This is a genomic window from Sphingobium yanoikuyae (assembly GCF_034424525.1).
In the GTDB taxonomy this organism is placed as follows: domain Bacteria; phylum Pseudomonadota; class Alphaproteobacteria; order Sphingomonadales; family Sphingomonadaceae; genus Sphingobium; species Sphingobium yanoikuyae.
The window spans coordinates 4757229-4779138 of the sequence record NZ_CP139979.1; the positions used below are offsets into that span (position 1 = coordinate 4757229).

Consider the following 21910-nt stretch of genomic DNA (forward strand, 5'->3'; position numbering starts at 1 on the left):
GGAGTCGCGCCGCCATATGGCGGCGCAGGCGCAGGAGAAATTCCATCGCCAGATCGATCGGGTCCGGCCGGGATCGCGCAGCTTCGAGATCGCCAAGCGGGTGATGGTAGGCGTCTATAGCGACGGGTTCATCCATGCGGGGAACCTGGCCTATCTCTCGCTGATGACGCTGTTTCCCTTCTTCATCGTCGCCGCCGCCGTCGCCAGCGTCTTTGGCCGCACGTCGGACGGGCTGTCGGCGGTGAATGCCTTTCTCTATACCGTGCCGCGCGGCGTTGCCGATGTCGTGCGCCAGCCGATCAGCGATGTGTTACAGGCGCGTTCCGGCAATCTGCTCTGGTTCGGCGGTCTGGTGGGGCTCTGGACCGTGGGCAGCCTGATTGAGACGATCCGCGACATATTGCGCCGCGCCTATGGGACGAAGAGCACCAAGCCCTTCTGGCGTTATCGGCTGGCGTCGGTCGGGATCACGCTGGTCAGCGTGCTGGCGGTGATGTTCGCCTTTTCGATGCAGGTGATGATAACGGCGGTGGACCAGCTGCTCCACCGGCTGCTGCCCTTCGCGGATGAGGCGATCGCCTGGGTTTCCTCGGCCAAGCTGGTGCCGATGGCGATATTATGCGTCGCGCTCCACTCGCTCTATGTCTCGCTGACCCCGTCGCTCTACCGTGACAAGCGCTTTCCCAAATGGCCCGGCGCCGTCGCCACCGCGCTGTGGTGGTATGCCGTCACTCTGCTATTGCCGGTCACATTGTCGATGCTGGGCGGCTATGACCGGACCTATGGCAGTCTGGCCGGTGTCATGATCACCCTCATTTTTTTCTTTCTCGTGGGGCTTGGCGTGGTAATTGGCGCCGAATTGAATGCGGCACTGGCGGAATTTCCGGAAGACGAAGCAGCCGGCACCGTGCAGGACAAAGGGAACGGAACGACGATATGACAGGCTTGATGGCGGGAAAGCGCGGGCTCATCATGGGGCTGGCGAACGACAAGTCGCTGGCTTGGGGTATTTCGCAGCAACTGCATGCGCAGGGCGCGGAACTGGCCTTCTCCTACCAGGGCGAGGCGCTGGCCAAGCGCGTCAAGCCGCTGGCGGAACAGCTGGGTTCGGACTTCCTGATCGACTGCGACGTATCCGACATGGCGAAGCTGGACGAGGCCTTTGCCGAGATCGAGGCGCGCTGGGGCAAGCTGGACTTCGTCGTCCATGCGATCGGCTTTTCCGACAAGAATGAGCTACGCGGCCTCTATGCCGACACCAGCCTCGACAATTTCCTGATGACCATGAACATCTCGGTCTACAGCTTCGTCGCCGTCGCGGCCCGCGCGCGCAAGCTGATGAAGGAAGGCGGCAGCCTGCTGACGCTGAGCTATTATGGCGCGGAAAAGGTCATCCCCCATTACAACGTCATGGGCGTGGCCAAGGCGGCGCTGGAAACCAGCGTCAAATATCTGGCGATGGACCTGGGCCCGGAAAATATCCGCGTCAACGCGATCTCGGCCGGACCGATCAAGACGCTGGCCGCCAGCGGCATCGGTGATTTCCGCTACATCATGAAGTGGAACGAGCTGAACTCGCCGCTGCGTCGCAACGTGACGATCGACGATGTCGGCGGTGCCGGCCTTTACCTGCTGTCGGACCTCGCTTCGGGCGTGACGGGTGAGATCCACCATGTCGACGCGGGCTATAATGTCATCGGCATGAAGGCCGAAGACGCGCCCGACATCGCGCTGGACAAGTAAGAACGACGCGACCGGATTGGAACGGATATGAGCTTCAACACATTCGGTCGCGTCTTCCGCTTCTCGACCTGGGGCGAGAGCCATGGGCCGGCGATCGGCGCGATGGTCGATGGCTGCCCTCCGGGCCTGGCATTGAGCGAGGCGGACATCCAGCCCTGGCTCGACCTGCGCAAGCCGGGCACGTCGAAGTTCACGACCCAGCGGCGCGAACCCGATGAGGTGCGCATCCTGTCGGGCGTGTTCGAGGGCAAGACCACCGGCACGCCGATCAGCCTGATGATCGAGAATACCGACCAGCGATCGAAGGATTATTCGGAAGTCGCCAAGGCCTATCGCCCCGGCCATGCCGACTATACCTATGACGCCAAATATGGCTTTCGCGACTATCGTGGCGGTGGGCGCTCCTCGGCGCGCGAAACCGCCAGCCGGGTTGCGGCCGGTGCGGTGGCGCGGCTGGTCATCCCGGAAGTCGATATCTTCGCTTATGTAAGCGAGATCGGCGGCGACGCGATCGACTATGGCAATTTCGACGCGGCGCAGATCGGCCAGAATCCCTTCTTCTGCCCTGACGCCGAAGCCGCGGTGCGCTGGGAAGCGCTGGTCGATGGCGCGCGCAAGGATGGCTCGTCGCTGGGCGCAGTGGTCGAATGCGTGGCCAGCGGCGTGCCGGTCGGCTGGGGCGCGCCGCTCTATGCCAAGCTGGACAGCGAACTGGCGAGCGCGATGATGAGCATCAACGCGGTCAAGGGTGTGGAGATTGGCGACGGCTTCGCCGCTGCCCGGCTGCGCGGCGAGCAGAATGCCGATCCGATGCGGCCCGGCGCCGATGGCCCGGTCTTCCTGGCCAATCATGCCGGTGGCATCGCTGGGGGCATTTCGACCGGCCAGCCGGTCAAGGTGCGGATCGCCTTCAAGCCGACCAGTTCGATCCTGATTCCGGTCGAGACGGTGACCCGCGAAGGCGATGCGTCGGACATCATCACCAAGGGCCGTCATGACCCATGCGTCGGCATTCGCGGCGTGCCGGTGGTCGAAGCGATGATGGCGCTGGTGCTGGCCGACCAGAAGCTGTTGCACCGCGCCCAGTGCGGGGCCGACTGACGCGCCGAACCGCGCCAATCGCGCGCCGAATATGCAAAAGATGCGAGACGACTCACCCATGTTACGCTAGGATGACATGGTCACCCGCGGGAGGGTGAGCGGCAGAGCGTAAGCCTGGGGAGCGTCAGCACGCTATGCGTGGATTGACGGTCAAAACGTCCCCTGACGCCGCGACACGGGCCAGCCATGCAACCATGGCTGGCCCATTTCGTTTCACCTCCGTTAGAGACGCGATCACGCGATCGAACGGGGGCAAGACGAGATGCATTTCATCACCGCGCTATTGGGCATTTACCGCGCGGAAATCGGCCTGGTCATTCTCGCCTGCATGTTCGTCGCCTTCGTGCGCGAACGCTATTCTCCGACCGTCGTTTCCGTGCTGGGTGCCTGTGCCTTCGCGCTGCTCGGCCTGCTCGACGAGAAATCGCTCTTCTCCGTCTTTTCGAACAGCGCGCCGCTGACCGTGGGCGCGATGTTCGTGCTGTCGGGCGCGCTTATCCGCACCGGCACGATCAACCGCATCGCCGATCTGGTCATGGTGCGGGCGCAGAAGCATCCGCGGCTGGCGCTGGTGGAGGTTGCGGTGGGCACGGTGCTGCTGTCCGCCTTCCTCAACAACACGCCGGTCGTCGTGCTGCTGATCCCGATCATGTTCCGGCTGGCGCAGGCGACCGCCTATCCGGTCAAGAAGCTGCTGATCCCGATGAATGCGGTGGCGGTGATGGGCGGCTGCGTTACCCTGATCGGCACATCGACCAACCTGATCGTCGCGGGCATCGCGGCCGAACAGGGCATGCAGCCCTTCGGCATTTTCGATATCACTCCCTATGGCCTGGCCGGCACCATTGCCGGCGTCATCGGCCTGGCCTGCCTCAGTTTCCTGCTGCCCAGCGACCCGCCCTCGATTGCCGGCGAGAATGGCGGCAATGTGCAGGAATATCTGACCGAACTGGTCGTGACGCCGGACAGCGAGGTGGTCGGGCGGGAGATTGGCGAGTTGTCCGTGCTCGGCCGCTCGGTCACCTTGATCGGGCTCAAGCGGGCGGGCGAGATACGACGCCACGACCTGGAGCAGGAGGAACTGCATATCGGCGACCGGCTGATCGTCCGCGCCGATGGCACGGCGATCATGACCCTGCGCGAATCGGGCGATTTCGAACTGGGCATTGCCGCCGATTCCGAAACCTCCGCGCGCGAGGGCACGGTGATCGAAGCGATGGTCGCGCCCAGTCATCCCTCGATCGGCGAGCGGTTGATCGACATTCCCTTCCTCCATGCCCTGCGCGTCCGGTTGATCGGCATCCATCGCGCCCGCCATCTGCCCGGCCCGGACCTGGCCGATACGCGGGTGCGCGGCGCGGACCGGCTGCTGGTGGCGGGCAGCGATGACGCGATGCGTTCGCTGAAGGACAATCCCAATCTGATCGGCGTCGACATCAGCCGGACGCGCGCCTTCCGCCCGCGCAAGGCATGGATCGCGATCCTGGCGATGGCCGCGGTGGTGATCCTGTCGGCGCTCGACGTGATCGGCATCGGCCTGGCCGCCTTCATCGCGGTGGGCGTGATCCTGGTCACCCGCTGCATCGATGCGGAGGAAGCCTGGGCGGCGATCGACGGCGATGTGCTGATCCTGATCTTTGCCATGCTGGCGGTCGGCCTGGCGCTGGAACAGGCGGGCAGCGTCGCGCTGATGGTCGGCTGGATCACGCCGCTGATGCAGGTCGCACCGCAATGGAGCCTGGTCTTCATCGTCTATTTTGCGGCGCTGATCCTGTCGGAACTGCTCAGCAACAATGCGGTCGCGGCGCTGCTGACCCCGCTCACCATCGCGCTGGCGCATCAGCTGGGAACCGATCCGCGTCCGTTGGTGATTGCTCTGATGATCGGCGCATCGGCCTGTTTCGCGACGCCGATCGGCTATCAGACCAATGCGCTTGTCTATGCTGCGGGCGATTATCGCTTCGCCGATTTCGTGCGCATCGGCGTGCCGCTCAACTTGATCGTCGGGGTTGCGGTTTGTTCGGCGTTGGTCATTTTGGGCTAGCGTCGCGCCGTCTATCGCCGTTCGCCCTGAGCGAAGTCGAAGGGCTCACCCGACCGACGGGAGGGCACTTCGCTCCGCTCAGTGGATGGCTTCGACTTCGCTCAGCCCGAACGGGATTTTAAACGTACCTGCCAAGGGACCAATTGCCCGCATCCGGCCCTGTCGGCACAGATGCGGGCCCGGCATGAAGGCGGCGATCCATCAGGAGTATCGCCATGACCCGCCTTCGCTTCACCCAGGTCGACGCCTTTGCCGACGCGCCCTTCACCGGCAATCCGGCGGCGGTGATGCCGCTCGACGCCTGGCTCGACGATGCGGTGCTGCAGGCGATCGCGGCGGAAAACAACCTGTCGGAAACCGCCTTCACCGTGCCGACGCCGGACGATGCGGAGGCCGATTATGCGCTGCGCTGGTTCACCCCGGAGGTCGAGGTGAAGCTGTGCGGCCATGCCACGCTGGCGAGCGGGCATGTGCTGATGCAGGGCGATACCATCCGTTTTCGCACGCGCCATGCCGGGGTGCTGACCGTGACCCGTGCGGGCGAGGGCTATGAACTGTCGTTGCCGGCCTGGACCAGCGCGCCCAGGCCGCTGCCGGAGCTGGCGGCGGGGATGGGCGGGGACATCGTCGAGACACGCTGGCGCGAGGGTGGCTATGCGATCTTCGTCTATCGCGACGCCGATGCGATCCGTGCGCTGGAGCCTGATTTCGCGACCCTGCGCAAGCTGGGCGACAATCTGCTGATGGCGACCGCGCCGGGCGACGACAGCGACATCATCAGTCGCGTCTTCGTGCCTGGCGGCGGGATCGACGAAGATCCGGTGACCGGATCGGCCCATGGCCTGCTGACGCCCTATTGGGCCGAGCGGCTCGGAAAGGATGCGATCAGCGCCTATCAGGCGTCGGCGCGGGGTGGGCGGCTCGGCTGCCGGCTGGAGGGCGACCGGGTGGTGATGACCGGCGCCTGTCGCACGGTGATCGAGGGCATATTCACCCTTTAACCGGGGAAGAGGCCGATCAGCCGGGCCAGTTGCGCCTTCACGGCGGCGCGCTGTTCCTTCTTGGGCGACATGCCGATCCGCACGATTGTCAGCCGCTGGCCGGGCGCGACCAATATATATTGGCCATTATGGCCGACGCAGCCGAACAGGCTGGCCGAGGCGAGGCCGGGCATCAGCGCACTCTCGCGGCTGTCCCGGTTGAGCCAGAGATGGGCGCCATAGGCCGCATTCCGGGGCGAGGGCGCGCGCATATAGTCGACCCATTTTTCCGGCACGATCTGATGGCCGTTGGGGGAGCGGCCATGGTTGCGCAGCAATTCGCCGAAGCGGCCATAGTCGCGCGCGGTCATGTGCATGATCGATCCGCCGATCAGCGCGCCATTGGCGTCATATTCCGGGGTCAGGCTGGACAGCTTGCCCGGTGCCTTCAGCCGGCCGTCGATGAACATCTGCATCGCCCGGCGGCGGACGTCGGGATGGGGGCTGTTGGTCAGCATCCGGGTCATCAGGTCCGACAGGATCATCGTGCTGCCGGTGGAGTAGGAAAATGTCTCGCCGGGAACATGCGCGAGCGGCTTGGATTCGGCATAGGCCGCCATGTCCTGCGCGCCGTCCATGAACAGCATGCGCACGGTGTCGCCGTCGGTGATCGGTTCGCCATCCTCGGCATGGTCGAGGCCCGAGGTCATCGACAGCAACTGGCGCAGGGTGATGCGGCCGCGCGGATCGCCCGGCTGGCTCCAGGCCGCGACCGGCACTGGCGAATCGAGCGCCAACCGTCCGTCCGACACCATCAGCCCGACCAGCACCGCGGTCACGCTCTTGGCCATCGACCAGGACAGCAATTTCGTGTCGGGGGTGATGCCGGGGGCATAGCGTTCGGCAATCACCTTGCCATCGCGCATGACCAGCAGGGCGCGGGTTTCGCCCATCTCCTTGTCGTCGAACAGCGGATCGATCGCGCCGCGCAGCGCGCTCGCGCTGACCACCGCGTCGGTGGACACGCTATAGACGGGCTCGGGCGCATGGGCCGCGCGCCCCGCCAGCGTGCCGGCGAGGACGAGCGCCACCAGCCCGGCACCCATGGCAAGGCGCTTTACGATTCGCTTCTCGATCTGCATAAGCCGGCGCCCTTAGCATGGAGGCGGGAAGAAGGACCATGGCGGTTCGTGGTAAATGGTGGATCGTCGCCGGACTGATCCTCTTCGCGCTGCTGGCGGCGCTGGCGTGGAACTGGTCGACCCTGCGTGCCCGCGCGCAGCTCGGATCGGCCTATGGTGCGCGGCTGACCTGCTCCTGCCGCTATGTCGAGGGTCGCGCCATGGGCAGCTGCCAGGGCGACAAGGAGCCGGGCATGGCGATGGTGCGGCTGACCGACAAGCCGGAGGAGCGGGCGGTCGAGGCGCATGTCCCGCTGCTGGCGTCGCGCACCGCGCGCTTCAAGCCGGGCTGGGGCTGTCTGCTCGACCCGGCAGGCTAAGCGCGTGTTTGAGAAATCGCGAAAGAGCGATTTCTGATACGGCACCAGCCCGCTCCCCCACCCGGCCACCCATAGAATACTGCCGTTGGGTGGCCGGGTGGGGGAGCGGGCTGGTGCCGGAATGCGCCATCTGGTGCATCTCAAACAGACACTCCGCGCTACTGGCACCTGTGGCCCTGACTCGCTAAGGCCGGTCCATGCCCCGCGACATTCCCACGCTGCTCCACGATATTTTCGGCTTCACGACGTTCCGCGGGGTGCAGGAACAGGTGGTCGGCCGGGTCATGGCGGGGCAGCCGACCCTGGCGATCATGCCGACCGGCGCGGGCAAGTCGCTCTGCTACCAGCTGCCGGCCGTGGCGCTCGATGGCTGTTGCGTCGTGGTCTCGCCGCTGATCGCGCTGATGCATGACCAGCTGCGCGCGGCGACCGCTGTGGGCATCCGCGCCGCCAGCCTGACCAGTGTCGATGCCGACTGGCGCGAGACGCAGGACCGGCTGCGCAATGGCGAGTTGGACCTGCTCTATGTCGCGCCGGAACGGGCGAGCGGCGAAGGGTTCCGCAATCTGCTGCGCTCGGCGAAGGTCGCCCTGTTTGCGATCGACGAGGCGCATTGCGTGTCCGAATGGGGGCATGATTTCCGCCCCGACTATCGGTTGCTGCGGCCGCTGCTCGATGAATTTCCCGATGTCCCGCGGCTGGCGCTGACGGCGACGGCGGACGCGCATACGCGCAAGGACATATTGGTCCAGCTCGGCATTCCTGAGGATGGCCTCATCATCTCGGGCTTCGATCGGCCCAATATCCGCTATGCCGTCCATCCGCGCGATGGACTGACCCGGCAGCTTGCCGATCTGCTCGCCGCCAATCCGGGGCCGGGCGTGGTCTATGCGCCGACCCGCGCCGCGACCGAGAAGCTGGCCGAGACGCTGGGGCGCGGTGGCCGGGCGGTGCGTGCCTATCATGCCGGCATGGACCCGGCCCAGCGCGCCGCCAACCAGGCCGCCTTCATCGCCAGCGAGGATATGGTGATGGTCGCCACCGTCGCCTTCGGCATGGGGATCGACAAGCCTGACGTGCGCTTCGTCGCCCATGCCGGCCTGCCCAAGTCGATCGAGGGCTATTATCAGGAATCGGGCCGCGCCGGCCGCGATGGTGAGCCGGCGATCGCGCATCTCTTCTGGGGGGCGGAGGATTTCGCCCGTGCCCGCCAGCGCATCATGGAGCTGGAACCGGCGCGCCAGCAGGGCGAGCGGGCGCGGATCGCGGCGCTGGGGGCGCTGGTGGAAACCGCGACCTGCCGCCGGGCGATCCTGCTGCGGCACTTTGGCGAGAATCCGCCGGCGACCTGCGGCAATTGCGACAATTGCCTGACTCCGCCGGCCAGTGTCGACGCGACAGAGACCGCGCGCAAATATCTGTCGGCGGTCTATCGCACCGGCCAGAGCTTTGGCGCGGGCCATATCGAGGCGGTGCTGAGCGGCGCCGTCACCGACAAGATTCGCGAGCGCGGACATGACAAGATTTCCGTCTATGCGATCGTCGATGGCGATGAGACGACGCTGCTGCGGCCGGTGTCGCGGGCGCTGCTGGTGCGGGACGCGCTGGAGACGACGGAGCATGGCGGGCTGATGCTCGGCCCCAATGCCCGGCCGATCCTGCGCGGCGAGGAGGAAGTGCGCATCCTGGTGCCGCCGCGGCGCGAGCGGAAGAAGCGCAATGCCCGCAATGGCAGCGATGCCAATCCGGTCGGCGATCCGCTGTTCGATGCGCTGCGCACCTGTCGCCGCGAACTGGCGCAGGATGCCGGGGTGCCGCCCTATGTCATCTTCCATGATTCGACGCTGCGCGAGATGGCCGAGCAGCGGCCGGCGACCATCCATGAGCTGGGCATGGTGAGCGGCGTCGGGCAGAAGAAGCTGGACGCCTATGGCGACGCCTTCCTGGCGGCGATCCGGCCCTATCTGTAGCGGATGAGCGTGTGGCCCCGTTTCTCGATAGGCTCGAAACGAACGGATGGCGGGGCATCGATGCCGGTTGGGCGTGCAGACGCTTGAATCCTGTGGCGGGCGGGCGCATGGCGGGGGCGAAGGAGATTTGCCTATGTTCCGCCAGCTGACCGACCGCCTCTATGTCTCGCCCCAGATCAGCGTCGATCAGGTGGAGACCGCCAAGGCGCTGGGCGTGACCATGATCATCAACAACCGTCCCGATGACGAGGAACCGGGCCAGACCAACGGTGCCGCGGTCGAGGCAGCGGCGATCGACGCCGGCGTCGCCTATGCCGCCGTGCCGGTCGCCCATGGCGGCTTCGCCCCCTGGCAGCTCGACGGCATGGCCGCCGCGATCGAGCAGGCGGGCGAGGGCAAGATCCTGGCCTATTGCCGGTCGGGCACGCGCAGCACCCTGCTGTGGGCGCTGACCCGCGCGCGGGCCGGTGACGATGCCGACGCGCTGTCGGCGCAGGCGACGGCTGCGGGCTATGATCTTGGCCCGGTGCGCCAGATCATGGATGCGTTGAAGCCCGCCTGAAAATAGGATTTCGTCCGCTTAACTTCGCATATTTCCCGCACATTTCGACATTTCCTTACGCAAGTAGGAAATCATGTTGCGAGGGGACGCCGGACGATGGGAAAGAGCCGGGCGCAGCCTAACATGGGCCCGGCTCTGTAGGACAGGGCGGGGGAGCGGGCCGGAACCGGCTTTCTCAAGCGGACGCTCAGCCGCACTCCACCGTGACATGTTCCATGCGCGGCAGGCTGCGCACTCGTTCGCGGACCTTCGGCCCGTCGGCGCCGGGCGCCAGGCTGATGATCGCGGCATGGGCGTGCGGGCCGATGCGCCAGACATGGAGGTCGCGGATGGTGGCGCCTTCGGCTTCGACCAGGCCGCGCACCCTGGCATCAGCGCGGGTTCGGCGGTGTCGAGCAGGATGGCGGCGGTGTCCTTCATCAGGCCCCAGGCCCAGCGGGCGATGACCACCGCGCCGAGCAGGCCGACCGCCGGGTCGAGCCACCACCAGCCGAGATAGCGGCCAGCCAGCAGCGCGGCGATCGCCAGCACCGACGTCAGCGCGTCGGTCAGCACATGGACATAGGCGGCGCGCAGATTATTGTCGGCATGGCCCCCCTTGTGGTCGTGATCATGGTCGTCATGCGCGTGGCTATGCCCATGATCATGGCTGTGGTCGTGGCCGAGCAGCAGGGCGCTGACCAGATTGATGACCAGGCCGATGATCGCGACCAGGGTCGCCTCGCCAAAGGCGACCTGCACCGGCTCGAACAGGCGCATGCCCGATTCGACCGCGATGAACAGCGCGGTCAGCAGCAGCAGCAGCGCGGAGGCGAAGCCGGACAGGTCGCCGACCTTGCCGGTGCCGAAGGTGTAGCGCGGATTGCGGGCATGGCGCCTGGCATAGCTATAGGCGGCGGCGGCCACCGCCAGCGCGCCGGCATGAGTCGCCATGTGGAAGCCATCGGCCAGCAGCGCCATCGACCCGGTGATCCAGCCAAAGGCGATTTCCACCACCATGGTCGCGGCGGTCAGCCAGACGACCCACAGCGTGCGCCTGGCATTCTTGTCATGCCCGGCGCTCAGATAGATATGGTCGAAATAATGGCGTTCCTCGCCATCCTGGTCGGTCGGCGGCGGGGCGGCCGGGGCGGGATGATGCGCATGGTCATGGTCGCATCCGGCGCCATGATGATGGTGCGCATGGGCGTGATCGTCGTGCATCGTCATTTCCCGTAGCGGCGGATCAGCGCCAGCATTTCTTCGGTGGCGGCCGTGCGCGCTTCGTCGGTCAGGCCGGGGCGGGCGACATGTTCGCGCATATGCTGCTCGATGAGCTCCTCCATCAGGCTGCCGACCGCGCCGCGCACCGAGGCGACCAGCTGCAATGTTTCCGAGCAGCCGGCATCGCCCGCCAGCTGGCGCTCGACGGCGCTGACCTGCCCCGCAATGCGGCGCACCCGCGCCAGCAATTTGTCCCGATCCGCGATGATGTGCATAGGATACCCCCCTATACTATGTGGATAAGTTGAGCAAGGCGTGGGGGGATGGAGCGGGGGCGCCAGTTGGAGCCGAGAATCGACGCGACAGTCGAAGTTCACAGTGTCGTGCGGGTAAATTCGGGCCAATGCGCCGGCCAAGCGCCTGCCACGCGCCAATGAAGCGACAGGCGCGCGACAACCGGGTCAGGATGACGCGCCTTCGACGCGACAGGGAGAGGACAACGAGGCGACAGGAAAACGACATTTGCGCGCCGGTCGGGCGACAGCGGCTTGGCGGCGAGGGCTGGAAAGTGGAGCGGGTGTCCATCGCCCAGGGTAGATCAGAGAAAGGCCGGGTAGGAAAGCGGGATGCCGGGCCAGGCCCGGCATGACGGACGGGAGGATGGCAACTAACGACCAGACGCAGGCACTTGATCATTGCTATCCGCATCCCGAAACCTGCCGCTCATCAAAATGGCAGGTCGAACGCCGAATAGCCAAATCTGGTGGAAAGCAGTCATTGAGTGATGGGCAGCATCCGACTACCCTTAGTCGTAATGACGACCGCAGAACTATCATCGACCGTCCATGACGCGATCCAGCATTTTTGCGCCGATGGTGATGCACTCGCCTCTGCTGGAAGGTATGAAGAAGCCATCGCCGAATATAATCGAGCATGGGAGATCGTTCCCGAACCAAAGAGCCAATGGAATGCGTCCACTTGGATTTTGGCGGCAATCGGTGACGCGGCGTTTCTCGCAAACTACAACACCTCAGCGAAAGAGGCGCTGGAATACGCGATGGTTTGTCCCGACGCGGTAGGCAATCCATTCCTTCATCTTAGACTGGGTCAGGTGCTACTCGATATGGGTGAGCATGATCGCGCTGCCGACGAGTTGATGCGGGCTTATATGGGTGCTGGAGCGGAATTGTTTGCCACCGAAGATCAACGATACCTGTCCTTTCTTCGCACCAGAGCGGCGCTAGACTGAACGACCGACTTGGGGTGAATGTTGCCGAACGATTTTTCTTCGCGCAGCGTCAGCTATGGTCGATTATCTCCTCCAAACCGGACCATCGCCTATCCACCCCAGTCAGACAGTTGGCCGCGTCCACAACCTGGCAGACCGCGCTGCCCCTGCCGGCCAGCGCCGCGCCCGTCCCGGCACCTGTCGTCCCGCGCGGATCACCCAGCCCAGCTTCTCGCGCGCCGGCGTCACCACGCGATGGTCCCAGGCATGCTCGCCCCGCCGCGCGACTTCGCGCGCGATGTCGCCATAGATGCCCGCCGCCGCCAGCACTGCCCAGGCCGCCCGCGCCGGCAGCGCGCCGGTGCCATGGCGCGCGCTGTCCTCATAGGCCGCCGCCATGTCGGCCAGCCGCCGGCCCAATATCGCCAGCTTCGGCCGCAGCCAGGGCTTCATATGCTCGCCGGGCGGCATGTCCATTTCCACCAGCCATTCGACCGGCAGGTAGCAGCGGTCGGCCAGTTCATCCTCGCTGATGTCGCGGGCGATATTGGCGAGCTGGAAGGCGATGCCCAGGTCACAGGCGCGGTCCAGCGTCGCCTCATTATCGGGATCGACCCCCATCAGCACCGCCATCATGCAGCCCACGGCGCCCGCGACATGATAGCAATAGCGCAGCATGTCTGCCTCGCTGCGCGGCCGCCAGTCGCGCGCATCGAGCGCAAAGCCCTCCAGCAGGTCATGGGCATAACGGTGCGGGATCGCGCATTCGCGCATGACGACGCCAAAGCCGTCAAAGGCCGGGTCGCCGGTCGGCTCGCCGCGCAGCGCCGCATCGGTCAGCACCCGCAGGGTCGACAGCCGCGCCTGCCCGTCGGCGACGCCGCGCATCGTCCCGCCATGGTCCTGCCCATCGGCGATATCGTCGCATTTGCGGCACCAGGCATAGAGCAGCCAGGCCCGCTCGCGCGTCACCGGGTCGAACAGCTTCGACGCCATGGCAAAGCTCTTCGAGCCCCGTGCAATGCTGTCGCGGGCATGGGCGATCAGGGCGGGGCGATTCCATTCTCCCCTCCCGCCTGCGGGAGGGGCCGGGGGAGGGCCTGTTAAGTCCATGAAGCGGACATGCCCTCCCCTAACCCCTCCCGCAAGCGGGAGGGGAATATTATTTCAGAGCCGTGCGGCCTTCATCGCAAAGATCGTCTCATGCGGCTGATAGGCGACCATCTGGTCCAGCAGCCCCTCGATGCTGTCATCATGGATCATGATGCCGGCATGCTGCGGCCGGATGAAGCCGGCTTCCACCATCTGCCGGTTGAAGCCGATCAACTGGTCATAGAAGCCTGCGACATTGAGCAGGCCGACCGGCTTGTTGTGATAGCCCAGCTGCGCCCAGCTGATCGCTTCCCACAGCTCGTCCATCGTGCCGACGCCGCCCGGAATCGTGACGAAACCGTCCGACAGGTCGGTGAAGAGCTGCTTGCGCTGGTGCATGGTCTGGACGACGTGCAATTCGGTGCAGCCGCGATGCGCGACTTCGGCGCCGACCAGCGCCTCGGGGATCACGCCGATCACCTCGCCGCCCGCTTCCAGCGCCGCATCCGCCACCGCGCCCATCAGGCCCAGCCGCCCGCCGCCATAGACGACGCCGATTCCGCGCTGTGCCAGGGTGCGGCCGACATGGCGCGCCGCGTCGATATAGGTGAGGTCGGCCGGCGTCGCCGAACCACAATAAACAGCCAGTCTTTTCATCATCTTCCAGTCCCGAAGCGCCGCGCGCTCCTCAAGCCATGTCCTGCAGCATCAGCGCCGCGGTCGCCTTGGCGCTGCCCACCACGCCGGGGATGCCCGCGCCGGGATGGGTGCCGGCCCCTACCAGATAAAGGTTGGGAATGACATCGTCGCGATTATGGGCGCGGAACCAGGCGCTCTGGGTCAACAGCGGCTCCACGCTGAAGCCGCTGCCCAGATGGGCATTGAGGTCGCGGCCAAAGTCGCTCGGCGCATAATGGAACTGGGTCACGATGCGCGATCGTATGTCGGGGATCAGCCGATGCTGAATCTCGTCCAGGATGCGCTCGGCATAGGCCGGCGCGAAGCGGTCCCAGTCGATCGGCAGCTTGCCCATGTGCGGCACCGGGGCGAGCGCATAGAAGGTCGAATAGCCTTCCGGCGCCATCGACGGGTCGGTGACGGTCGGGTGGTGCAGATAGAGCGAGAAATCGGCCGGCAGCACGCCATGGCTGTAGATATCGGTCAGCAGCCCCTCATAGCGCGGGCCGAACAGGATCATATGGTGGGGAATACCCGGCCAGCTGCCCTTGATGCCGAAATGCAGCACGAACAGGCTGGGCGACCATTTCTTGTGCTGCAGCTTTTCCGCCTGCTTCTGCCCGCGCGGGTGATGGCCCAGAAGATCGCGATAGCTGTGCATCAAATCGCCATTGCTGGCGATCGCGTCCGCCTCCCCGCGCCAGCCCGACGCGGTGCGCACCGCCACGGCCCGGTCGCCATGGGTCTCGATCTCGACCACCGCGTCGCCCAGCCGCAGCACGCCGCCCAGCCGCTCGAAATGGGTCGCCATGCCCTGCACCAGCCGGTTGGTGCCGCCCTTGGCGAACCACACGCCGCCATCCTTCTCCAGCTTGTGGATCAGGGCATAGATGCCGCTGGTCGTCATCGGATTGCCGCCGACCAGCAGGCTGTGGAAGGACAGCGCCTGGCGCAGCTTCTCGTCCTTCACATGGCTCGACACGATCGAATAGACCGATCGCCAGGCCTGATATTTGGCAAGGCTCGGCCCCGCCCGCACCATCGAGGCGAAGTCGAGGAAGGCGACCGAGCCGAGCTTGCGATAGCCCTCCTCATAGACGCCGTCGGCATAGTCGAGGAACCGCTCATAGCCCGCGACATCCTCGGGATTGAGCTTGGCGATCTGCGCGCGCAGCGCCACCTCGTCGTTGGAATAGTCGAAATTGGTGCCGTCGCGCCAGTTGAGCCGGTAGAAGGGCGACACCGGCACCAGGCTGACATCCTGCGCCATGTCGTTCCCCGACAGGCGCCACAATTCGGCCAGGCAGGCCGGATCGGTGATGACCGTCGGCCCCGCGTCGAAGGTGAAGCCGTCCTTCTCCCACATATAGGCGCGGCCACCGGGGCGGTCGCGCGCCTCGATCAGGGTGGTTGCCACCCCGGCCGACTGCAGACGGATGGCCAGCGCTAGGCCGCCAAAGCCCGCGCCAATGACAATCGCTTTCCGCTCCATCAGGCGGGTGGGTTCAGCAATGCGTGCATGGCATCCCTTATGCGCACCGGGGGACGCCCGCACAAGATGCGGATGCGATCGGCGATGGTCGATCGCCCGGCGTAAAAGCGCTGGATCAGCCCCGGCCGCAGCCGATAGAACCGGGCAAAGATGCGCCAGCGCTGGTCCGGCGCCGCAGCACCGAAGAGCATCCGGCCAAGCAGCCGATAATAAAGCCCCTTCTTCCAGTGCGTCGCAGCATAGGTCCGCGTCGCCGCCGGCAGGCCCTTCAGCGGCTGCTCCACCAGCCAGGTCGCGAATCGCACCGCATCGGGCAGCGAATAGCCGGTCATCGGCTGGAACAGCCCCGCCTTCACCCCGGCCCGCGCGACCGGGTCATCGACCGGCCAGTAGCGGTCGAAATCGCCGCCATGCACCACCGGCAGCACCCCGCTCTCGCTGTGGATAACTTCCTCCACCTGCCAACCCTGCGCCTGCGCATAGGCGGCGATCCGCTCCGCGATCCCTTCCGCGTCCAGCGCCGGCCCGTCGCTATAATAAGTATCCTCGACAAAGATCGTCCGGGCGTCGCGCGGCAGCAGATAGACGAAGCGATAGCCGTCGATCTGCGCCACCGTCGCGTCCATAATCACCGGCCACGCGATTCCGTGCGGCTGTGCCAGCCGCAGCGTCTGCCCGACGAATTTCTGCCAACCACAGCGCAGCGCCGACAGATCGCCCGCGCCGCGCGCATCGATCATCGCAGGCGCGCTGATCCGCCGCCCATCCTCCAGCACCAGAAATTGCCGGCCGATCGTCGCCACCCGAGCACCGGTCAGCAGGCGATTGCCCAGCGCCGCCCGCACATGCGCGTCGAAACGGGGGGAGGCGATGCTGTTATAGGGGGTGTCGAGCTGCCGCCGATAGCCGGGAAAGCGCACTTCATGCCCCTGCGACCAGCGGCTGCTGACCAGCGGATCGACCAGCCAGCGGTCGCGCGCATCCACATCCCCGTCGAAGAAGGACCAGATATGATTGCCGCCGACATGATCGGCCTGCTCGATCAACAGGATGCGCGTACCCGGCCGCCGCTCGGCAAAGGCAAGCGCGATCAGCCCCCCGGCAAGGCCCCCGCCGATAATCGCAAGATCGCATTCCAGATCAGCCACCAACCCCTGTTAGCGACGCCGACGCCAAAGGCAAAGCCGGACGGTCCGGCTGGGATGGGTGGTTTCCTGCCATTCCCCTCCCGTAAACGGGAGGGGTAGCGAGACTTGCGCGCGCAGCGCGTTAGTCGCAGCGGGGTGGGCTATCGCGACGTCCAGCCCACCCCCTTGATGGGAGTCACGCGCCTCCCATCAACCCCTCCCGCCTGCGGGAGGGGGAACAGGTCCGCTTCTGGTCGTACCCGGCCCATTGAACTCGACCCGCTGCCTGCCCTGGGGATAAAAATAGGGCCGGTACTTTCGTACCGACCCCAAGGCATGTTCGCAGGAGGAACAAGGTGAGGCGGGCGGGCCGTGTCCCGGTCGGGCGGCCCGCCCTGCCAATCTCAGTAGTTGTAGGCGCGCTCGCCATGCTCGCCGAGGTCGAGGCCTTCATATTCGACCTCCTGGCTGACCCGCAGGCCGGTGATGGCCTTGGCGATGAAGATGGCGATGGCGGTGCCGATCGAGGCCCAGATGATGGTCACGACAACCGCTTCGATCTGGACGAGCAGCTTGGCGCCGATTTCATAGTCCGCCGCGCCGGGGCCGCCGAGGGCGGGCGAGTAGACGATGGCGGTACCGATGGCGCCGATCATGCCGCCGATGCCGTGGATGCCGAAGGCGTCCAGGCTGTCGTCATAGCCAAGCTTGGGCTTGAGCACGGTGACGGCATAGAAGCAGACGATCGAGGCAACAGCGCCCAGCACGATCGCACCGAACGGGCCCGAGTTGCCGGCGGCCGGGGTGACCGCGACGAGGCCGGCGATGACGCCCGAGCAGAAGCCCAGGGCCGACGCCTTGTGGCCATTGACGCGTTCGATCAGCATCCAGAACAGGCCGCCCGATGCGGTGGCGACGAAGGTGTTGATCATGGCGAGCGCGGCCGAACCATTGGCTTCCAGCGCCGAGCCGGCGTTGAAGCCGAACCAGCCGGCCCACAGCAGGCCGGTGCCGACCGCAGTCAGCGTCAGGCTGTGTGGCGCCATCGGTTCCTTGGGATAGCCGATACGCTTGCCCAGGATGATCGCGGCGACCAGCGCCGAGACGCCGGCGTTGATGTGAACGACGGTGCCGCCCGCGAAATCGAGCGCGCCGGCCTTGAAGAAATAGCCCGAAGCCGCCCAGACCATGTGCGCGATCGGGAAATAGACGATCGTCAGCCAGATGGCGGCGAACACCATCACGGCCGAGAATTTGATGCGTTCGACCACCGAACCCAGCACCAGCGCAACGGTGATCGCGGCGAAGGTCATCTGGAAGCAGACGAAGACATATTCCGGAATCTCGACGCCGGCGGTGAAGGTCGCGGCCTGCGAAGCGGGCGTGATGCCCTTCAGGAACGCCTTGTCGAAGGTCGAGACGACGTTGGAGAGGCCGCTGGTATAATCGGGGCCGAAGGCCATCGAATAACCGTACATGACCCAGATCAGCATGGCGAGGCAGGCGGCGGCGCCGATCTGCGTCATCACCGACAGCATGTTCTTGCTGCGGGCAAGGCCGCCATAGAACAGGGCGAGGCCCGGCAGGATCATCAGGAAGACGAGGATGGTGGACGTCATCATCCAGGCAACGTCGCCCTTGTCCACGGTCGCGGCCGGCGCGGCCGCGTCCTGTGCCCAAGCGGGCAGCGCGGCGAACAGCGAAAGGCCGGTGGCCCCCAGCGCGCCGCAGAGTTTCTTCGAAAAGGTCATTATTCCCCCCTTCTTACAGCGCGGTTTCGCCGGTTTCGCCGGTGCGGATGCGCACGGCCTGGCCGACATCGAGGACGAAGATCTTGCCATCGCCGATCGCGCCCGAATTGGCGGCGGCCTGCGTCGCTTCCACCACGCGCGGCGCGAGGTCGTCGTCGCAGACCACCTCGATCTTGATCTTGGGAACCATGTTGGTGGAATATTCGGCGCCGCGATAGATTTCGGTCTGGCCCTTCTGGCGACCAAAGCCCTTCACTTCGCTGACCGTCATACCGGCGATGCCAAGCGAGGAAAGAGCCTCGCGGACATCGTCAAGCTTGAACGGCTTGATGATAGCCATGACAAGTTTCATGTCGCCCCCTTATTTGGTGTGCGGCGACATACCAGCAAGAGGCGTGCCAATTTGCTAATGACGCATTAACGCGGGATTTCCACTAGGGGAGATTGTTGCGCCGCCGAAAAAATGTGCAGATGCACGGCCATGCCTAAAAAATAGGCATGTTCCCGCCTACCATTGCGATCCTTCGGCGACCGCTGCCGCTTCGGCGGGCAGGGTGGTGCGACCAAGGGCAGTGTTGCGATGGGGGAAACGGCCGAAGCGCGCGATGGTTGCATGATGCTGGCGGGCGAAATCGAGCGACCGGGCGTCGCCGGTCCCTTCGAACAGGGAGAGCGACAGTTCCTGATCGGCCAGATCCTCGCTATGCTGGAAGGGCATGTAGAAGAAGAGCCGGCCCGCCCCGCCAATCTGGATGTCATAGCCCAGCGCGATGGCGCCGCGCGCCACCTCGCGAGCGATCGGGTCGGTGGCAAAGGCCTGGGCCTTGCCGCGGAACATGTTGCGGGGCAGCTGGTCGAACAGCAGCACGGCGGCCAGCGCATCGTCGGCGCGGTCAAGGAAGCTTTCGGCCGGAAGCGTCCGCTTCTCGCTCCACAGGACGGCGAAGCGGTCGATGCAATGCTGGTCCAGTGCCGGATCATGGCTGTACCAGCCTTCATCGCCAACCTGGTTGAACCAGAAGTCGAGCAGGGCCGCCGCCCAGTCGGCGGTCACGGCGTCATGGCTGTCGGTCAGCATGTTCATACGCAAAATACGTGTTGATCGCCGCCCGGTTCCTCGGCCCATGGCGGCGGCGGGTCGGGTGACCGCGCCGCCATGGCAGGAGCCGCCATGGCAGGAATGGGATCAGGCGGCGGTACCGCCGACAGTCAGCCCATCCATCAGCAGGGTCGGCTGGCCGACACCGGCCGGCACGCTCTGCCCACCCTTGCCGCACATGCCGATGCCTTCGTCGAGCGCCCAATCGTTGCCGATGCCGATCACCTTGGTCAGCGCGGTCGGGCCGTCGCCGATCAGGGTCGCGCCCTTGATCGGATCACCGATCTTGCCATTTTCGACCTTGTAGGCCTCGGTGCAGGAGAAGACGAACTTGCCCGAGACGATGTCGACCTGGCCGCCGCCAAAGCTCTTGGCGAAGATGCCCGACTTGACGCGCGACAGCAGCTCTTCCGGATTGTCCTGGCCACCCTTGATGAAGGTGTTGGTCATGCGCGGCATCGGCGCATGGGCATAGGATTCGCGGCGACCATTGCCGGTCGGCGCGACGCCCATCAGCCGGGCGTTGAGGCGATCCTGCATATAGCCCTTGAGGATGCCGTCCTCGATCAGGATATTTTCCTGCGTCGGCGTGCCTTCATCATCGATCGAGAGCGAGCCGCGGCGATCGAGGATGCTGCCATCGTCGACCACGGTGACGCCCGGCGCAGCGACGCGCTGGCCGATCCGGCCGGAAAAGGCGCTGGTGCCCTTGCGGTTGAAATCGCCTTCCAGGCCATGGCCGATCGCTTCATGGACCAGCACGCCCGGCCAGCCGGGGCCGAGCAGCACGGTCATTTCGCCGGCGGGGGCGGCGACCGAGCGGAGATTGACCTGGGCCTGGGCCAGCGCCTCGTCGATGGCGCGGTTCCAGATCTTGGGGTCCATCACATGATCATAGAGATAGCGGCCGCCAATGCCGAACACGCCGGTTTCGCGCCGGCCATTTTCCTCCAGGATGACCGAGACGTTGAGGCGGACGAGCGGGCGGATGTCGCTGGCGGTGAAACCGTCGGCGCGGACGATCTCGATCACCGACCAACTGCCGGCTAGGCTCACCGAAACCTGGGCGACGCGCGGGTCGCGGGCGCGGGCGGCGGCGTCGATCGCGGCGCACAAGGTCACCTTCTCGGCGAAGGGCACCAGCTCCAGCGGATTGGCGTCGGTATAGAGGTGGCGATTGGTGCGCTGGGGCGGCGGGGCGGGCTGGCCCTTGGCCGGATCGAGCAGGGTCAGCGTCTGCGCCGCCTTGGCGATGGCCGCTTCGCTGAGGTCATTGGCATGGGCAAAGCCGGTCATCTCGCCCGAAACGCCGCGCAGGCCGAAGCCCGCATCGGTCGAATAATCGGCGGTCTTGAGGCGACCATCGTCGAAGCCGAAGCTCTCGCTGGCGCGATATTGGAGGTAGAGCTCGCCATCGTCGCAGGCCGAAAGCGCCTGTGCGGTCAGGCGGCGCGCGCCATCGGGATCGAGCAGGCCCGGACGATAGAGCAGGCCGCGGGCATCAGTGAATTGCGAAGCGAGATCGGTCATGCCGCCCGATATAGGCGCGGCATGACGGATGCCCAATGGAAATTTTAGAGAGCCTTAGAGGCTAGCGCCCGAGGCGATGTCCGGCTTGTTGCCGATTTCACCATTGTCGGCAACGCCGCCGGCCAGCACGAAGCGGCGATCGCAATAGCCGCAATCGACATAGCCATGCTCGTCAATTTCCAGGAAGACGCGCGGATGGCCAAGGGCGGCGGGAATGTCACCCGAACCGTCGCAGGAGACGCGGGACTTGGTGACTCGGATGATTTCGGGCGGCTGGATCATGGGAGGCGGAATTAGCAGCGGTGACGCGGCGCCGCAATATCTGGCAGCGCGTGATTACATCAGCGGATAGCGGGGCTGGGTGCAGCCGGCGTCGGCGGGGGACTTTGCCGCGATCCTTGCGCTTGAAGCCTTGGCTTGCCAGTCGGCACAATTGCCGACCGCCATCACCGCGAAGGGCGACAGCATCAGCAATATCGGCGCGACGGAGCCGCCAAGGAAGAAGCTGATCGGCATGGTGGCAAGGATGCCGGAACCATGCTTGCTGCAGGATGAATGTTACGGGTGCGGATCGGGGCTGGTTTTGCCTGGATGGCTAAGCCCTTCGCCGTCGCTCGGGAGTTTCGCCGGAAGCCGTCGGCCGGACGTCCCATATCCGATGCCCTCGCAGCATAGCTGCTCGGAGTTTTGCGGCCGCCCGTCCCCCGGACGGGCTCTAAAGGCCGCAAAACTGGTGGGCGATGACGGGCTCGAACCGCCGACATTCTCGGTGTAAACGAGACGCTCTACCAACTGAGCTAATCGCCCCC

Annotated in this window: 21 protein-coding genes, 1 tRNA gene and 1 pseudogene; 9 read left to right on the forward strand and 14 right to left on the reverse strand. The window is 65.6% G+C overall.

Features of this window, described 5'->3' with window-relative positions:
- The first annotated feature begins 16 nt into the window (after positions 1-16).
- The 5 genes from U0025_RS22125 to U0025_RS22145 all read left to right on the forward strand — a co-directional run bounded on the left by U0025_RS22125 (position 17) and on the right by U0025_RS22145 (position 5889).
- The gene (locus U0025_RS22125) at positions 17-940 is read left to right on the forward strand and encodes a YihY/virulence factor BrkB family protein (RefSeq protein ID WP_004209756.1); all 924 of its coding nucleotides are present in this window, start codon (positions 17-19) and stop codon (positions 938-940) included.
- Positions 937-1743: an enoyl-ACP reductase FabI gene (gene fabI, locus U0025_RS22130; RefSeq protein WP_004209757.1), complete on the forward strand. Its 807-nt coding sequence runs from the start codon at positions 937-939 to the stop codon at positions 1741-1743. Before U0025_RS22125 ends, fabI begins: the two co-directional genes overlap by 4 nt.
- A 27-nt stretch (positions 1744-1770) precedes the next feature.
- The gene (aroC, locus tag U0025_RS22135; protein ID WP_004209758.1) at positions 1771-2844 is read left to right on the forward strand and encodes a chorismate synthase; all 1074 of its coding nucleotides are present in this window, start codon (positions 1771-1773) and stop codon (positions 2842-2844) included.
- A 262-nt stretch (positions 2845-3106) separates the two neighbouring features.
- Positions 3107-4888, forward strand: coding sequence for an SLC13 family permease (locus tag U0025_RS22140; RefSeq protein WP_004209760.1), 1782 nt, complete (start codon positions 3107-3109; stop codon positions 4886-4888).
- 215 nt (positions 4889-5103) lie between these two features.
- A complete protein-coding gene (locus U0025_RS22145) occupies positions 5104-5889 on the forward strand; it encodes a PhzF family phenazine biosynthesis protein (protein WP_004209761.1) in 786 nt (261 codons plus the stop codon).
- Here the strand turns inward: U0025_RS22145 and U0025_RS22150 are convergent.
- Complete coding sequence (locus U0025_RS22150) at positions 5886-7010, reverse strand: serine hydrolase domain-containing protein (RefSeq protein WP_004209762.1); 1125 nt, start codon at positions 7008-7010, stop codon at positions 5886-5888. The genes U0025_RS22145 and U0025_RS22150 overlap by 4 nt on opposite strands.
- A 38-nt stretch (positions 7011-7048) precedes the next feature.
- On the opposite strand from U0025_RS22150, the gene U0025_RS22155 reads away from it, so the two are divergent.
- The 3 genes from U0025_RS22155 to U0025_RS22165 all read left to right on the forward strand — a co-directional run bounded on the left by U0025_RS22155 (position 7049) and on the right by U0025_RS22165 (position 9901).
- Positions 7049-7369: a hypothetical protein gene (locus U0025_RS22155; RefSeq protein ID WP_004209764.1), complete on the forward strand. Its 321-nt coding sequence runs from the start codon at positions 7049-7051 to the stop codon at positions 7367-7369.
- Positions 7370-7566: 197 nt separating this feature from the next.
- Complete coding sequence (gene recQ, locus U0025_RS22160) at positions 7567-9339, forward strand: DNA helicase RecQ (RefSeq protein WP_004209767.1); 1773 nt, start codon at positions 7567-7569, stop codon at positions 9337-9339.
- A 133-nt stretch (positions 9340-9472) separates the two neighbouring features.
- Positions 9473-9901, forward strand: a complete 429-nt coding sequence (locus U0025_RS22165; RefSeq protein ID WP_004209769.1) for a protein tyrosine phosphatase family protein — start codon at positions 9473-9475, stop codon at positions 9899-9901.
- A gap of 187 nt (positions 9902-10088) precedes the next feature.
- Here the strand turns inward: U0025_RS22165 and dmeF are convergent.
- Positions 10089-11110, reverse strand: a pseudogene (gene dmeF / locus U0025_RS22170) (CDF family Co(II)/Ni(II) efflux transporter DmeF).
- Complete coding sequence (locus tag U0025_RS22175) at positions 11107-11379, reverse strand: metal/formaldehyde-sensitive transcriptional repressor (RefSeq protein WP_004209772.1); 273 nt, start codon at positions 11377-11379, stop codon at positions 11107-11109. Before U0025_RS22175 ends, dmeF begins: the two are co-directional and overlap by 4 nt.
- Before the next feature lie 506 nt (positions 11380-11885).
- Between U0025_RS22175 and U0025_RS22180 the strand changes: the two genes are divergently transcribed.
- On the forward strand, positions 11886-12353 hold the full coding sequence (locus U0025_RS22180; RefSeq protein ID WP_217653167.1) for a tetratricopeptide repeat protein: 468 nt from the start codon (positions 11886-11888) through the stop codon (positions 12351-12353).
- A gap of 102 nt (positions 12354-12455) precedes the next feature.
- Here U0025_RS22180 and U0025_RS22185 read toward each other — a convergent pair whose 3' ends face one another.
- The 11 genes from U0025_RS22185 to U0025_RS22235 form a co-directional block, all read right to left on the reverse strand.
- Positions 12456-13445, reverse strand: a complete 990-nt coding sequence (locus tag U0025_RS22185; RefSeq protein WP_004209774.1) for a phytoene/squalene synthase family protein — start codon at positions 13443-13445, stop codon at positions 12456-12458.
- Positions 13446-13499: 54 nt separating this feature from the next.
- Positions 13500-14081: an LOG family protein gene (locus U0025_RS22190; RefSeq protein ID WP_004209776.1), complete on the reverse strand. Its 582-nt coding sequence runs from the start codon at positions 14079-14081 to the stop codon at positions 13500-13502.
- 31 nt (positions 14082-14112) lie between these two features.
- Positions 14113-15594: a phytoene desaturase gene (locus U0025_RS22195; RefSeq protein ID WP_004209778.1), complete on the reverse strand. Its 1482-nt coding sequence runs from the start codon at positions 15592-15594 to the stop codon at positions 14113-14115.
- The gene (crtY, locus tag U0025_RS22200; RefSeq protein WP_004209780.1) at positions 15594-16742 is read right to left on the reverse strand and encodes a lycopene beta-cyclase CrtY; all 1149 of its coding nucleotides are present in this window, start codon (positions 16740-16742) and stop codon (positions 15594-15596) included. The genes U0025_RS22195 and crtY overlap by 1 nt, the downstream gene beginning before the upstream one ends.
- Positions 16743-17125: 383 nt before the next feature.
- A complete protein-coding gene (locus tag U0025_RS22205) occupies positions 17126-18472 on the reverse strand; it encodes an ammonium transporter (protein WP_004209781.1) in 1347 nt (448 codons plus the stop codon).
- Between the two features lie 13 nt (positions 18473-18485).
- The gene (locus U0025_RS22210) at positions 18486-18824 is read right to left on the reverse strand and encodes a P-II family nitrogen regulator (protein WP_004209785.1); all 339 of its coding nucleotides are present in this window, start codon (positions 18822-18824) and stop codon (positions 18486-18488) included.
- Positions 18825-18980: 156 nt separating this feature from the next.
- Positions 18981-19556 carry a DUF924 family protein gene (locus U0025_RS22215; protein WP_004209786.1) on the reverse strand — a complete coding sequence of 192 codons (576 nt, stop codon included), beginning with the start codon at positions 19554-19556 and terminating at the stop codon, positions 18981-18983.
- A 102-nt stretch (positions 19557-19658) separates the two neighbouring features.
- Entirely contained in the window at positions 19659-21101 is a 1443-nt protein-coding gene (tldD, locus tag U0025_RS22220; RefSeq protein ID WP_004209788.1) for a metalloprotease TldD, read from the reverse strand.
- 54 nt (positions 21102-21155) lie between these two features.
- Positions 21156-21383: a zinc-finger domain-containing protein gene (locus U0025_RS22225; protein WP_004209790.1), complete on the reverse strand. Its 228-nt coding sequence runs from the start codon at positions 21381-21383 to the stop codon at positions 21156-21158.
- A gap of 54 nt (positions 21384-21437) precedes the next feature.
- The gene (locus U0025_RS22230) at positions 21438-21617 is read right to left on the reverse strand and encodes a hypothetical protein (RefSeq protein WP_004209792.1); all 180 of its coding nucleotides are present in this window, start codon (positions 21615-21617) and stop codon (positions 21438-21440) included.
- Between the two features lie 215 nt (positions 21618-21832).
- Positions 21833-21908 (reverse strand) — tRNA-Val (locus tag U0025_RS22235).
- Between the last annotated feature and the right edge of the window lie 2 nt (positions 21909-21910).